Raw genomic sequence first — 14,013 nt, 5'->3', positions numbered from 1 at the left:
TTAGAACACCTCATATGGTTTCTTTTTTGAATCCCAAATTAGGAGAATAAATATTATCTACAAATTAACAATGAAGATAATCTTTCCCCCCTCACTCTATAAGCTTCCAAATGTTCTTCTAATTCCCTCTCATCACTTATTACACTTAGCGTTTTCTTCACAAAATTCCAATTCAAACTACCAGATAGCCATAGCAATGAAGAAAGCCTTTTATAATCATTTAAAGTTAAAATATTATTGGCCTTATACCCTTCTAAAAATGAACTAGCCACTCTCGCACACACTTCATGCGAATGTATTCCTTTTGTGCGAGAATACCACTTTATTAAAAAAGCTAATCCTTCAATGCGGTCTACATAACTAATAGATTCAAAATCTACAATTCCTTTTACCTGTTGGCTTGAGTCCCATAAAACATTCAAAGGATTTAAATCTGTTTGTACGATAAACTCTAAGTCACTCGTATGTGCGCATTCTATATGATATTTAGCAAGATCTATATACTCCCGTAATGCTTTACATGCGCTTACCTTACTTTCTAACATATTAATAAACTGGGCATACCCATCTAAATGAGATTTCTTTTGAAAAATCGAGCTTTGAAATGTACTAGAAATATCATGGATCTTTCTTGCTTCCGTTCCAAAGGCTTCTGCAATATTTTCTGTACAATGTGTAATATGTTCTCCTTCAATCCAATTAGACAATACAAATCGGTATTGTTCATCATTCCAAGTGACAAATGTAAATAACTCTCCCGCCCTATTCTTGTTAATTTGCATAAAATGAATCCCCTGCTCGCGTAAATAATACGTATACCGTACTTGCTCTTTCAATTGTTCATTTGATAACATCCCAAAGGCAGGATTGATTGTTCGGGCGCTATTCATAAATCTTGCGGAATATCGCTTTCCATTCACCATAATTTTATAGTGTAGATCGGTATTCCAACTATCCTTATGTAATTCTTCCTCCACTGCTATTGAATGAATTTCTTTAAAATAATTCATTAATACATCTTTTATTATGTGTTTCACCCTATTCTCCTTTCATATAAAAACCTTTTAAGTTGATAGGTTTGTAAAATACGTCTAAGTTACTCAAATGGAAAATAATACCCTACATAATTAAACACATTTGCAAACCCTACATTTTCTACAACAGCCACAGAAGGCTTGTTCAATTCCATACAGTCCCAATATGGAATGATGTTATTCTCCAAACACTCTCTTACAAAACTATGAGTTATCTTTTGGGCTAATTTTCTTCCCTGATGACCTTCTATTGTTTCAATATCTATACAATGTATATTTTCAAAGACGAATCCTGAAAAACAAACACTTATGATCATATTGTCATAAGTAATGCAATAGCCTATTCCCTCAGTAAAAAATTCATCTGGTGAGGACCAAAACTCTAAAATTTTTGATTTTAAAAATTCAATGTTCTTCAATGAATTTTCATGATTTTCATAGAGGCTTTTACTTATTTTCAATACTGTATACCCTAACTCAATTTTAGGTTCATACTTATCTTCATAGTCTTCTTTTTTAATCGTATACACTCTTTGATTCCAACTCTTTAATTTACGATGCTGAAATATTTTTTCAATTGTTTTATTCCACTTTGAATGATTGCCGATTCCTTCAAAGCAATTTAGTTCAACCTTTCTCGCCTCAGGTTCTATTACATTATTAATAAAACTATTAATTTCTTTATTAAACTTTTCATTTTCTGCACTTCCTATAAAAAAGAAGCCATCGTTATTACCTAACCATATAAGCCCAGAATTAGGAGAATAGATGTTATCTACAAATATACGACCAGGGTTCACTCCTGCAATGACAGCTTTTACTTCTAATTGCCCTTTTTCATTTACTAAACCGGTACATTTATAAAAATCATTCTTGTTTAATTCAGAAATCATATGTTAAACCACCTTCCTGGAACTCCTCTATTCTAACTTTACCACTATGACAGAATATTCTCTATTCGTTTTAATAGTTGTTTTCAACAATGAAATATATAATAAAAAAGAGCCAATTCCCCTATACGATAGAAGATTGACTCTTTCCTTTATTTACTCACCTGTTTCAGAAAATCGTTTAATCCGTTCTCCGATTTCATCGCGAACACGTTGAAATTCAGACCCCTCTTTTCCTACTGAAGCGTTAAATCTCCAATGAATACGATTCACATGTGAAGGAGTAGGCAAATACATGGAGTCCGCATAATTCCAAAGAACGTTTTTATCAAGTATCTCTATGGTCCACAATTGGGACCTGTTATAGAACTAAACTTAGATTTTCAAACGACTATATTGCTAATTCTTCATTTGGTGAAGTATTATGTATCAACAATTCTAATATAATCCGGTCTAGTTGTAAGATTCCCCCTCAAAAATTATCCTTCATTCAAATCTGTAAGGAGGTCATTTTCCCATGCAATTGTATTCAGGTAAGAATCTCTAACTCTAAACATACTCTGTGGGTAAGTAAAATTATATTTATCCACATTCGTGAACTTTATGTCCGATTTATTAAAATGGCAACCGATATGATAAGCTAAAAAATACTCTTTCCAATCTGAATAGGATTTTTGAGCAAGTTTTGCCGCTTGTATCATATAATGTTCTGCTTCTTTTTTAGATAAATAACCTAATCTATTACCAATTCGACTTAAATAAATACACTGTGCATAATCAAATGCAGCAATCCCAGCATCCGGTAACATATGCAATGAGTAATTCACAATGTAGATTTTTTCATTGCTTGACTGACTCGTAAGTGACAGCTTTCGCCCTGCTTCTGAAAGAGGAGTTAATTGATTGTGTATAGTGTGAAATTCTTGGCGTGTTCCTTCTTCTAATAACCATTCAATCTTTTCTTTTAATTGCGCTGAGTCGTTACAATCAAATTCCCTTAATTGTCTTTTCAAAAACCTTTTACCAAGTATACGGTCTCTTATAAATGTAAATTCATATTTTGTAAAATAATGAACAAGAAAATAACTATCTATACAAATTGTAGACAGGCATCGAAAATATTGTTCTATCTGCTTTTGCTTTCTTGAAACGAACACCTAAGCTCCTCCTTAAAATTTGATTTTCAATCTATAAAACTTCCATAATTCCCAAACGATTGGAAGAAAAAGAATATACTTGAAAGGTAATCGCGTTACAGTAGCAAGTATAAAGAATAAGAAATACACCCAAGTACGACTTAAAAATAAGCCACTATACCAGAATATCCACCCAAATATATGAGCCTTTGTTATCTTTTGTTTAGGTGCTTTCTTTCCACTTTTAGCAAAGAATGTATTGACGTATGAGAAAAACTCAACACGGGTTATATCTATTTTCAGGGCATCTTGCACTATTTTTTCAGCTTTCTCTATTTCTCCTATTTTTTCTAAACATTTTGTCATCATAAGCATCGCATCCATATGCTCTGGATGGATAGAAAGAAGATGTTCACAATCTTTGATAGCATCGTGAAATTGACCAAGATTATACTGAATACGGGCACGATATAATAATGCATCTGGATCGTTTTTATCAATAGACACAATATCGCTAAATGCCTGTAATGCCTTCTCCTTATTATCTATACGTAAATAATAAATACCTTGCATACGTAATAATTCGGGGTCCCTTTGATACATTGCAAACGCACGATCCAGTTCTTCTTTTACATCTTCTAATTCATTCGCTATCAGTTTCCTTTGAATTTCTTCTCGTACATAAAAGTATAATTCAAAATCAAAATCATCTTTTTGTTCGAAAATATCATAACGCATTTCTTTTTCGCCGCTAATTCTTTCTAATAAAAATTGGATTGTTTCTTCTCCGTATTCATTTACTAAATCATCTTTTTGTTCACTGAATCGAAATACTTGATCGATTAATTCCCAAATCGAATGTGGAAAGTGATAATGATATAAGAAAAATTCAATTAATTGATCTTGCAATGCTACTGCATATTGAACATCCCATATCACGTCTGAACGCAATATTTCTTCCCAATTTCTCTGCTCTATCCGTGCAAAGAAATTATCATAAAGCGTTTCAACACTTTCCATGAATGTATAAACTGGATGCTCAGCGATTGTAGTAGTAGCAATTTCCGCATCACTGTCAGTCCATGGAGAAATTGCAAGTTCCCTATCGGGAGCGGTAATTTCATCTATTTGAATCGACGGCTTATCTTTCATATTTTTCGCACTTTTTACTGCCTGATCAAACGCTTCTCTTAATCGTTGATATCCTTCTGGATCCTCTTCTGGATGATGTATTTTTAAAAGTTTTGCATAGGCTTTTTTAATCACCAAAATATTGTCAGTAGGTTCAATCTCCAACGTATCCCAAATACTCATTAGCGATTTGCCCACCTTTCCATACTTTCAATATGTTCTTTTAATATACTAGAAGCTTCTTTAATCTTTTTATCATTTTGTGTTGTAAGCACGCTCTCGAATTGTTGTAGTAATATAGAAATCTTTTTACGTTCATCGCCCAGCAACTCTTCGTAAAGTCGTTCACACTTTGCAAGAAGAAGTCGATTTTCTTCTCTATCTCTCGGATGAATTTTAATATCTCTTAACTCTAAAAGTCTCTTTTCTATTTCTTCATCTGTAAGATTTCCAGCGTTTTGCTGAATGATCGTTCTTTTCTTTTCTCCAGTTGACGTACTTATTACCTCAACTTCGAGAATGCCGTTAATATCGTATGTATAGCGAATATCAACCGATTCATTTCCAGCGGGAGCGGGAGGAATTTTAATTTTGAGTTCACCTAGTTTCAAATTGTTTACTACCCTGCGGTTTTCTCCCTGATATACATCAATAATGATAAATTGTTGTCTATCCTTTACTGTATATAGTCGCTCCACTTTACTTACAGGAATAGGTGTATTTCTCTCTATAATTGGGAAGAAGTAACCAGACTCTGTCTTACCATCTCCAAATTCTTGAACGACACTTGTTCCTAAAGAATATGGACAGACATCGGTTAAAATCACTTCTTCTAACGCCTTATTTCGTTCTTTCAAGGCAACTTGAATCGCGGCACCTAAAGCAACTGTTTCATCAGGATTTATGTTTGCATAAGGCATACGCCCAAACATTTTAGATATAACAGATTTCACAAGTGGCATTCTTGTAGCCCCACCAATTAAAATTACAGCATCTAAATCCTTCGGGTTTAACGAAGCATCGCGAAGGGCACGTTCAATTGGATAACGAAGACGTAACAGTAGTGGTGTTACAATTTTTTCGAATTCACCTCTATTTATGCTCGTTTCATATGTTTGATTATGAATCACAACATTCATAGTCGCAGCTGACTCATCACACAGAGCAAGCTTACAACGTTCTGCTTGTGTATAAATTAATGATAATGTTTTAGAATCAAGTGAATCTGGATCCAGTTGATGTGATTCCAGGAAAAAGCTCATTAAACTTTTTGTAAAATCTTCACCACCAAGATAATTATCACCAGCAATAGATTTTACATCCATTATCCCTTCAAACAATTCCAAAATGGAAACGTCAAAAGTTCCTCCCCCTAAATCAAATACGAGAAATTTTGTTTCTGACTCTTCTTGGTATAATCCATAAGCAATTGCTGCAGCCGTTGGTTCACTAATGAGACGTTCTACGGTTAATCCAGCTATTTCCGCTGCACGTTTCGTTGATTTTCTCTGTGTATCATTGAAATAGGCAGGGACACTAATTACAGTACCGGTAACCTCTTCATTTAAATACGCTTCTGCATCTTGTTTCAAAGATTTAATAATAAAAGATGAGAGTTCTTCAGATGAAAAAGTATATGTACCTAGTTCATATTTTTTCTCTGTTCCTATAAAACGTTTAAAAGTTGCTGCTGTTAGTTGTGGATGAGTTATTAGTCTCTCCTTCGCAATACGCCCGACCAAAATTTCACCCGTTTCATCAACGCTAACTACCGATGGTGTGAGAAATTCACCTAAAACATTTGGAATAAGCGTTGCACCATCTTCCGACCATGTTGCTACTAAACTATTAGTTGTCCCTAAATCAATTCCAATTATCGCCATACTAATCCCCTCTCTTTTTACTATATTTTACTATACCATTACAAATAGGAAAAGCATGTAAGAAACTAACAATATCAAACTTTCAGAATAAAAAAATTCTATTTCAATCTAGTTAAATGAAATACTGTGTTAAGTTATAAAAAAAGTTGTTTATTTTAAAATAAAATCGTTTAAAAGTTCCAGTCATTTCAATATTTTTATGTTGGTTTGAAATTAAATTTCATTCCAAATCAACCTTCTCTACATTCCTTAGACCCCCTTTCTCCTAACTACAAAAAAACCACAGGAGTAACCTCAGTAGGACAATTTATTACATTTTATATTTTGCGTTCCACTCTGTTCTCAAAAAAATGAGAGTAAACGCTATTCGCTATACCCCCACCACCAAAATTTTATAAACAAAAAACCATGTAAGGTGCACTCTAAAAGTAATGTATACGTTAAACCGCCTTCCTGAAACTGCTCTATTCTAACTTTATTAATATGACAGAATATTCTCTATTCATTTTGATAGTTGTTTTAAACCAATGAAATATATAATAAAAAAAGCCAATCTCCTATACGATAGAAGATTGACTCTTTCCTTTATTTACTCCCCTGTTTCAGAAAATCGCTTTATACGTTCTCCAATTTCATTGCGAACACGTTGAAATTCAGACCACTCTTTTCCTGCTGGGTCATCAAATCCCCAGTGAACACGATTTACATGCGGCGGAGTAGATGGACAGACAGCATCTGCATGGCTACAAAGTGTAACGACTAAATCAGCACTATTTAAAATGTTTGCATCAATTATATCTGATGTTTGATTTGTTATGTCGATATTTACTTCTTTCATTGCTTTAATAGCATTTGGATTTACACCATGTGCTTCGATTCCTGCAGAATATACATTCCACTTATCTCCTAAGTATTGTTTTCCCCAAGCTTCTGCCATTTGGCTTCGGCATGAATTTCCTGTGCATAAAAAGTAGATTGTCTTTTTGTTTTCCATGTTGTTTTCCACCTTTGTTTTAACTTTTTATTGGTTGGTCATTAAAATATTTACGCTTAAACCAAAAAGCAACGTTTACAAGTGCAATCATTACAGGCACTTCAACTAACGGTCCGATGACAGCTGCGAATGCCGCACCGGAATGAATACCAAACACACCAACTGCTACAGCAATCGCTAACTCAAAGTTATTACTACCTGCTGTAAATGCTAACGTTGTAGTCACCGGATAGTTTGCACCAATTTTTCTTCCCATAAAGAAAGAAACAAAGAACATCACAATAAAATAAATGAATAACGGAATTGCTATTCTTACTACATCTAATGGCACGCTAACAATCATTTCCCCTTTTAAAGAGAACATAATAATAATCGTAAATAGCAGTGCAATTAATGTAAGTGGGCTGATTTTAGGTATAAAGACCTTTTCATACCACTGTCTTCCTTTTAGCTTTACTAGTACAAAACGTGTCAACATACCTGCTATAAAAGGAATTCCTAAATAGATAAATACTGATTTCGCCACTTCTGCCATTGTAATACTAACGATAGCTCCTTCAATTCCTAACCATTCCGGGATTACTGTTACAAACACGTATGCATAAACTGAGAAGAATAACATTTGGAATACCGAGTTAAAAGCAACTAAACCTGCTGCATATTCTTTATCACCATCAGCTAGATCGTTCCAAACAATTACCATTGCAATGCAGCGGGCTAACCCAATCATAATGAGTCCGACCATATATTCTGGTTTATCAGGAAGAAAAATAATTGCTAAAACAAACATAAGTACCGGCCCAATAATCCAGTTTTGTACTAAAGATAGCACTAACACTTTTACATCTTTAAATACTCGGCCCATTTCCTCATAGCGAACTTTCGCTAATGGTGGATACATCATTACAATTAAACCAACAGCGAGCGGAATAGACGTCGTACCAACTTGTAATGCATTTAGTCCATCTACTACACTAGGGAATACAAACCCTAAACCAATCCCAACAGCCATCGCTAGAAAAATCCATAGTGTTAAATATCGGTCTAGAAATGATAAACGTTTCATTTTATTTTCCATCTCCTATTAACAACAAGAATTTTTAGCTGCCTCATTTGAAGTCGTACAACAAGATGACTCTTCTATTTTGTGAACATCACTATCTGCTTTCGTATAAAAGAACTCCCACTCGTTACCATCAGGATCCGTTACCCAAAACTTATCTTGCACCGCATAGCAACAAGTCGTATCCATCTCATCACGCGCAAAGAATCCCTCTTTTTCTAATCTTTCTTTATGTAATGTAATTTCTTCAGCTGTATCCACTTGGAAACCAAAATGATTTACTTGATTTCCTTTCACTTCATCTCGCACGTTCAACGTGAAATTAAGACCTGGGTTTTCTAATAAAAATTTTGCATAATCCGTTTTCACCTTAACTGGTGATACACCGAATACCTTTTCATAAAATTCAATAGACTTCTCTAAATTCGTAACGTTTATACCGACGTGAACATATCTCATACCTTATTCCTCCTCTTTATATATCATTAATCAATTTTTTTTGATTAATAGCTTAAAATTTTAACAACAACTACCTTTTCCTGTTTTTCTAAAGATACAGCACAATTCTTCTGATAATAAATTATTCACTTCCGCGTCATTTAAATCATAATAACTCCACGTACCTTTTGTTTCTTTTACAATTAAACCGGCCTCTAATAAAATCTTCAAGTGATAGGATAACTTAGATTGTGTCATCTCAAAAATCTCTGTTAAATCACATACACAAGTCTGGCCTCGCTGACAAAGTTCATACATAATCTCTAAACGCTTTTGATCCGCCAACGCTTTAAATTTTTTCTCATATAACTGAAAATCTTGTGCCATTGTAGTTCACTCTCCTTTCATCAATTTTTTTTGATGTTTATAGTATATATGCTGTTTAGTTCTTTATGCAACTAATTCATCAAGTTTTTTTGATTTATAAAAACCTTCCTCGCATCATATCTTTTTACAACTTAATAGTTAAAATATTTCCGAGGAATGGAGTCTCTATAACTGTTTTAAATTTTAATTTGACCATTATAGAGTAGTGCCCCATCAACATCAAGCTAAGAAAAATAAATACCCCCAAATGAAAAAAATCGATATAACTCTTCGGCAAATAAAGATAACTCTTGTTTTTGGTGCATATTCATAAAAAGCACGTCACCCTTTCTCATTAACATAAGAGAATAGTAACGTGCTTTTAATTTCAAAAATAGTCTAAATCCTTAAGTTGATGGTCCTGGGGCGGGACCCCAATAAGAACGGTATCTAAGGTTGTATGAGAGGTGTTAGTTCCATTCCAAAGGCCTCAGCCGACGATTAACTCAAGTACCGGTTTCGGATAACCCCCATGTGATGAAGTTCGTGTCCTGCGATGCCGTACGCGAGGGCGCGCGCCGTAATGCTTAGGTTGTTGGCTGTGCCCTTGCGGGTCCACGCCTCCGCCGGTAGCCCGCGCAGCAATGTGATCGTTGATTGCCGTACGGCCCGGTAGTCTTCGGCCAATTGCGCGGTTGTCCAGCTTCCGAAAGGAGGCATGAACAATTCCTGATCGAAACCGGTCAGAGGCGTCTGGTCCCCTCTTGCGAACCGGAGCAGGCGGTAGGTCATGACGCGTTCCGCGTCTGCGATGTGGCCCGCGACTTCTTTCAGCGTCCATTTTCCTTCCGCATACCGATACGCGGCCTGGCTTTCGTTCAACGATGCCAGGAGCTCGGTCATTTGCTTTTCCTGGGCGAGCAGAATGTCGATGATGTTACCGTCCGGCACCAAACGGATATATTCGCCGGAGCTCCCGGTGTATTCTTCTTCTGACGGTCTTTGATCCATGCGTAGTCACCTCTTTATGGAGATATAGAAAATTATAGCACTCGTCTATGTCTAATAAATTCACGAAATGATAGAACTTTCCTTCTAATAATTGAGGATAAAACAACTATTTAGTTGGTCGGTCGCCACACTATCCTGATTCGTTAGCACAATAAGCAATGCTAATCAATAATGCATAAAAGTTATCTGTTATACAATATTTCGAAGTTATTAATATATAAAGGTAACACCTTCTTTTTTTAATTTAAAGATGAATTTTCAATTATATTTTGAAATGAACCGAAGTAAAACACACTAGTCTAACTACTTTTCTATACAAGATTTTATGCAAAAAAGAATAGCGAAGATCCCTAGAATCCCTGCTATATCGATGATATATAAAATCTTGTATAAGAGATAGATAGACATAGAGACAAAAAATTTAGTAAAAACAAGGATTCTATGAAAAACTTGCTACCGATAATGAGACGTTATGTTAACTTCATATGTATAGAATATACAGTTAACTAAAAATGAAAAGTTCATATTTGAAAATGAACAATAAAAAACAGTAGTGTAAAATCACTACTGTTTTTTATTGTTTCTTATAAGTGAATTATTTGTATTCCTGTCTATATATTTTAAACGAATAAATAGCTCCAATAAAGAATACAAAAGCTTCAAATACTATAAAGATTTGACGGAAATTCTCAATATCTTTACCAACTAAAGAAATAAATATAGCATTCATTAGAATTTGAGTAGTAAACATACGAGAAGTAATTTTTAAATAAATAGCATTTGTTCTTTCATCTGGTTTACCAATTTTTTGTAAATAATAATAAGTGCAATTACTGAACCAAAAAATAGAAATGTTGTAAGTCCTACAACGATATTAAAATTGGCTGTACTTTCTAACATCCATTTATTTAATAGATCAATCATTATTATCTTCCTTTCCTACATAAGAGAATATTTCGTTCTTCTTTTTCACTATAATAAAAAAAGAAAAAGGAAAACATCGAACTTTCTTACAAACATTCGTGTATTCTTACAGTTTTGTCATTTTGTAAATGTATTCATCGCCTTGCCTTTCGCTATTTTCTTTGGAAAATATAGTGAATTACGAGAAAGAGCGCTACAAGATCAACTTCCAAGAAGTAGTGCACTAAACCTCTAGCCAGCACTCACACCAAAAAACAAGGAAGGAAGTCTTAAATACTTGCTAGAATTTTAAATGAAAAGACATTGCAAAATCACTTGAAATGACGCCGCAAACAGGCCATTTAATGGTGGAGAAATTTAATTGAGGAGGGAAAACTGTGAGAATACCTTTTGTACCTAAAAATGTTGAGATTAGTCAGGATCGCTATGATTTTATCAAAGAATACCGAGGCGGAGGATTTATGTTAATTGCAGGTGCTGTTTTTTGGTTATTAGCATTTATATTAACTTATGCATTACCTAAAGTAGCAGTAGTAGGGTTTTATATATGGGGTGGATTGCTTATTCCTATAATTGGAGTAGCTTTATTTAAAGTGATGAAAATGTCTGCAAAACCTAATCAGTATTCATCATTAGTTGCATTTTCCTCCGGTGTCGTAGTTGTTTGTATTCCAGTATTGTTTCTCGTTAAAGAACTGAATGTGGATATGTTACTTCCTGTAATATGTATTATAAATGCCGCGCATTTTCTTATTCTTTGCTGGGTTCATTTAGATTATTTATATTTCATACTTGTTATATTGGGAGTTTCACTTGGGTGCCTTTTTATTTATACTCTACCAAGTTCCCAAGTACATTACCTTGCATTAATTTGGGGGTTAATTTCTTTAATAACTGGAGTTATTACTCATTATTCTACTCAACAACCTTTAAAGGGATATGACTTTTCCATCAAAGGATAAATTCAGCAACCGGTTTTATTAATTAATAACTGTCAAGAAATGAAAATTTTCTTTTTCTATAGTTAGTTATTGTGAGAAGTCAGCCCTTTTTTTACATTTTAGGAGGTATTTTGTTTTATTAGGTTGATAGCGATATAGTGCTACCCCTGTTAGTAGTAATTTTAATATCACTATGGATAAATTACTTTTAAAACTTTACTTCCGAGAACGAGAATTATGTAAATAAGCTGTCCATGTGGACAGCTTATTGTTTTTTTGCTTAGCGTGCAAAATTCGCGTCTTGTTGGCGGTACCCCATGCCCATCAACTTAAAAATGAAAACAAAGTGTACTTTCATTTTGTGGAGGTAAAGCATTCCTAAAATAGAAGCATACTCTTAATAATATGCATACCAAATAAACCCTAACGGGTTTCCTTTTTTAAATTATGCAACTTTCTTTTGTTTTTTCAACCCATTATACTCATAAACAACACCCATAATATCAAAAACAGTCTTCTTCTCATATCGATGAGATTTTCTTCCGTTCTTCTGTAGGAGGTGGAACAGGCTGATTAGGATCTTTGTTATTTCTTAGATGTTTTGTTGTATGGCTTGATACAAACTCGATAAGTGGTCTTGAATCATTCCAATTGCTTTATATTCACTTAATTCTTGTTTCTTCTTTTGTAAAATTAATTGTCGCATCTTAAACATAGTAGAAGAACATAGAAAAATGGCAATGAGTTTTCCATAAACATGGCATTCTAATCGCTCTTGTTTAATATGTTGCCAATGATGAATTTGAAATAAGGATTTCCAAGTTTTAAAAATGATTTCAATTTGCCAGCGGAGAGAGTAAAAATTATGGATTTTTTCCATCGGAGCAATCTCCCAAGGTGTATTGGTAACATATAGGTTCATGCCAGCTAATCGTTTACTTTTTTCCGAATATGTAATCCCTTTTTTACTTTCTGTGTACACTTGTTTTTTCATACGCTCACGAAGTTGTTTTTCTGTTAATCGATACATAATCACCCGAGTGAATAGTTTTTTATCCTTTCCAATATAAGCTTCTTTTATTTCATAGGACTGTCCTGGTTTTAAGGTATCCATGATGTGCTCTAAATCAACTTTGATGTACTGAGATTGTTTTTTTATTGTTCCGTTTCGAAAGTATTCAGGAAATTCATTTTTGACATATACCCTATTGTTTAATTTGAGTCGCGATATATAGTACACACCACGTTGATCCATTTGATCTAAATCATCCAGTGAATAATAGCCTAAATCCCGAATACATAGGTCACCAGGGCGTAATGTTGATAAACACTCTGTTCCAAAGGTTTTATCATTATTTTTCCCTGGTTCCACTTGGAAATTTAAAAACTGACCACTATGTAAATCATATTCTAACTGGATTTTTATACCCGCTGTTTGTGCACAACCACCTGATCCAGGATATACATTGGCCAAGTGTTTTGGTACGTGAAAAATGGTTGCATCTAAAATACGAATTCGCTGAAAATAGGTAAGTGAAGCACTTGGAATTGCTGACTTTCCACAAACTTTATTTTTTAATAATGTGGAGAAAATATGTTTCAAAAAGAACACTGCCTTTTTATTAAAGCGCTTATTTAGTCCTTCAGGACTCATAAGAGTTCCTGTTGATGCATGTAGCTGACTACACAATCGGACTAATGAATCACTCGCTACTCGTTGACTAATCCAGACACATATAGTAGCTAAATCATACCCTGAAAATTTACGTTTTCGTTTTACAAAACCTAGCTCTCTAGCGAGATTTTCCAAAAATGAAGGGGTAAGATGTTCATATAATTCTTCAGCGAATAATTGTAATTCGTCAGAAATTGATAGATACATACAAAAACGCCATCCTTTCCTATGATTCTACAGAAAGAATAGCGTATTTTTTGGTTCTGGTGCAAAGGTAGTGGAAAAGAAAATATAACATATATATTTCTAGCATAATGGTAGGATAATCCTGGTTCCTCATCATTTCTACTAAATCACGAAAAATTAAGTTGTACCGTACCAACGTACAGTTAACAAAATAATATCTTGCTGATAATGCTTCCATTTGAACGAATTTTCCTTTTCCATACCGATCACACATCTTTTGTAGAGTAATAGTATCAGCATATCCCAGTTTAAGAGGTTACTTACAAAATATTTAGAATTTT

Annotated in this window: 11 protein-coding genes and 5 pseudogenes; 2 read left to right on the top strand and 14 right to left on the bottom strand. The window is 34.0% G+C overall.

Going from position 1 to position 14,013, the window contains the following annotated elements:
- Positions 1-53: 53 nt before the first annotated feature.
- The 12 genes and pseudogenes from JDS80_RS19165 to JDS80_RS19110 form a co-directional block, all read right to left on the bottom strand.
- Positions 54-1,037, bottom strand: a complete 984-nt coding sequence (locus JDS80_RS19165) for a phosphotransferase (RefSeq protein ID WP_142347588.1) — start codon at positions 1,035-1,037, stop codon at positions 54-56.
- A gap of 59 nt (positions 1,038-1,096) precedes the next feature.
- Positions 1,097-1,927 carry a GNAT family N-acetyltransferase gene (locus JDS80_RS19160; RefSeq protein WP_098890365.1) on the bottom strand — a complete coding sequence of 277 codons (831 nt, stop codon included), beginning with the start codon at positions 1,925-1,927 and terminating at the stop codon, positions 1,097-1,099.
- 153 nt (positions 1,928-2,080) lie between these two features.
- Positions 2,081-2,269: pseudogene (locus JDS80_RS19155) on the bottom strand (low molecular weight phosphatase family protein); the annotation flags it as partial.
- A gap of 134 nt (positions 2,270-2,403) precedes the next feature.
- Complete coding sequence (locus JDS80_RS19150; protein WP_199639714.1) at positions 2,404-3,081, bottom strand: DUF1266 domain-containing protein; 678 nt, start codon at positions 3,079-3,081, stop codon at positions 2,404-2,406.
- Positions 3,082-3,093: 12 nt separating this feature from the next.
- Positions 3,094-4,374 (bottom strand): J domain-containing protein, encoded by a 1,281-nt coding sequence (locus tag JDS80_RS19145; protein WP_199639712.1) that lies wholly within the window; start codon positions 4,372-4,374, stop codon positions 3,094-3,096.
- A complete protein-coding gene (hscC, locus tag JDS80_RS19140) occupies positions 4,374-6,074 on the bottom strand; it encodes a molecular chaperone HscC (RefSeq protein ID WP_098890368.1) in 1,701 nt (566 codons plus the stop codon). The genes JDS80_RS19145 and hscC overlap by 1 nt, the downstream gene beginning before the upstream one ends.
- Positions 6,075-6,663: 589 nt before the next feature.
- Positions 6,664-7,068 carry an arsenate reductase (thioredoxin) gene (gene arsC / locus JDS80_RS19135; protein ID WP_071746581.1) on the bottom strand — a complete coding sequence of 135 codons (405 nt, stop codon included), beginning with the start codon at positions 7,066-7,068 and terminating at the stop codon, positions 6,664-6,666.
- A 19-nt stretch (positions 7,069-7,087) separates the two neighbouring features.
- Positions 7,088-8,134, bottom strand: coding sequence for an ACR3 family arsenite efflux transporter (arsB, locus tag JDS80_RS19130; protein WP_071746580.1), 1,047 nt, complete (start codon positions 8,132-8,134; stop codon positions 7,088-7,090).
- An 18-nt stretch (positions 8,135-8,152) separates the two neighbouring features.
- Positions 8,153-8,590, bottom strand: coding sequence for an ArsI/CadI family heavy metal resistance metalloenzyme (locus JDS80_RS19125; RefSeq protein ID WP_071746579.1), 438 nt, complete (start codon positions 8,588-8,590; stop codon positions 8,153-8,155).
- Between the two features lie 60 nt (positions 8,591-8,650).
- Positions 8,651-8,956, bottom strand: coding sequence for an arsenical resistance operon transcriptional regulator ArsR (gene arsR, locus JDS80_RS19120; protein ID WP_000046016.1), 306 nt, complete (start codon positions 8,954-8,956; stop codon positions 8,651-8,653).
- Positions 8,957-9,436: 480 nt separating this feature from the next.
- Positions 9,437-9,946, bottom strand: a complete 510-nt coding sequence (locus JDS80_RS19115) for a DinB family protein (RefSeq protein WP_199639710.1) — start codon at positions 9,944-9,946, stop codon at positions 9,437-9,439.
- 595 nt (positions 9,947-10,541) lie between these two features.
- Positions 10,542-10,870 (bottom strand): annotated as a pseudogene (locus tag JDS80_RS19110) (6-aminohexanoate hydrolase).
- A gap of 139 nt (positions 10,871-11,009) precedes the next feature.
- Here JDS80_RS19110 and JDS80_RS32355 point away from each other — a divergent pair.
- Positions 11,010-11,102 (top strand): annotated as a pseudogene (locus tag JDS80_RS32355) (transposase); the annotation flags it as partial.
- 145 nt (positions 11,103-11,247) lie between these two features.
- A complete protein-coding gene (locus tag JDS80_RS19105; RefSeq protein WP_071746575.1) occupies positions 11,248-11,832 on the top strand; it encodes a DUF7010 family protein in 585 nt (194 codons plus the stop codon).
- A gap of 424 nt (positions 11,833-12,256) precedes the next feature.
- Here JDS80_RS19105 and JDS80_RS19100 read toward each other — a convergent pair.
- Together JDS80_RS19100 and JDS80_RS19095 are read right to left on the bottom strand one after the other, a co-directional pair.
- Positions 12,257-13,693: pseudogene (locus JDS80_RS19100) on the bottom strand (IS4 family transposase).
- A 121-nt stretch (positions 13,694-13,814) separates the two neighbouring features.
- A pseudogene (locus tag JDS80_RS19095) lies at positions 13,815-13,933 on the bottom strand (IS6 family transposase); the annotation flags it as partial.
- Positions 13,934-14,013 lie beyond the last annotated feature (80 nt).

Source organism: Bacillus cereus group sp. N8, from assembly GCF_016483685.1.
Taxonomy (GTDB): Bacteria; Bacillota; Bacilli; order Bacillales; family Bacillaceae_G; genus Bacillus_A; species Bacillus_A proteolyticus.
Note: the sequence above shows the minus strand (reverse complement) of the source record. Positions and strands in the feature narration are given on the sequence as shown.

Excerpts from the sequence above, each read along its gene's own strand:
- JDS80_RS19160 (WP_098890365.1), bottom strand. The coding sequence starts at position 1,927 with ATGATTTCTGAATTAAACAAGAATGATTTTTATAAATGTACCGGTTTA.
- JDS80_RS19145 (WP_199639712.1), bottom strand. The coding sequence starts at position 4,374 with ATGAGTATTTGGGATACGTTGGAGATTGAACCTACTGACAATATTTTG.
- hscC (WP_098890368.1), bottom strand. The coding sequence starts at position 6,074 with ATGGCGATAATTGGAATTGATTTAGGGACAACTAATAGTTTAGTAGCA.
- arsC (WP_071746581.1), bottom strand. The coding sequence starts at position 7,068 with ATGGAAAACAAAAAGACAATCTACTTTTTATGCACAGGAAATTCATGC.
- arsB (WP_071746580.1), bottom strand. The coding sequence starts at position 8,134 with ATGAAACGTTTATCATTTCTAGACCGATATTTAACACTATGGATTTTT.
- JDS80_RS19125 (WP_071746579.1), bottom strand. The coding sequence starts at position 8,590 with ATGAGATATGTTCACGTCGGTATAAACGTTACGAATTTAGAGAAGTCT.
- arsR (WP_000046016.1), bottom strand. The coding sequence starts at position 8,956 with ATGGCACAAGATTTTCAGTTATATGAGAAAAAATTTAAAGCGTTGGCG.
- JDS80_RS19115 (WP_199639710.1), bottom strand. The coding sequence starts at position 9,946 with ATGGATCAAAGACCGTCAGAAGAAGAATACACCGGGAGCTCCGGCGAA.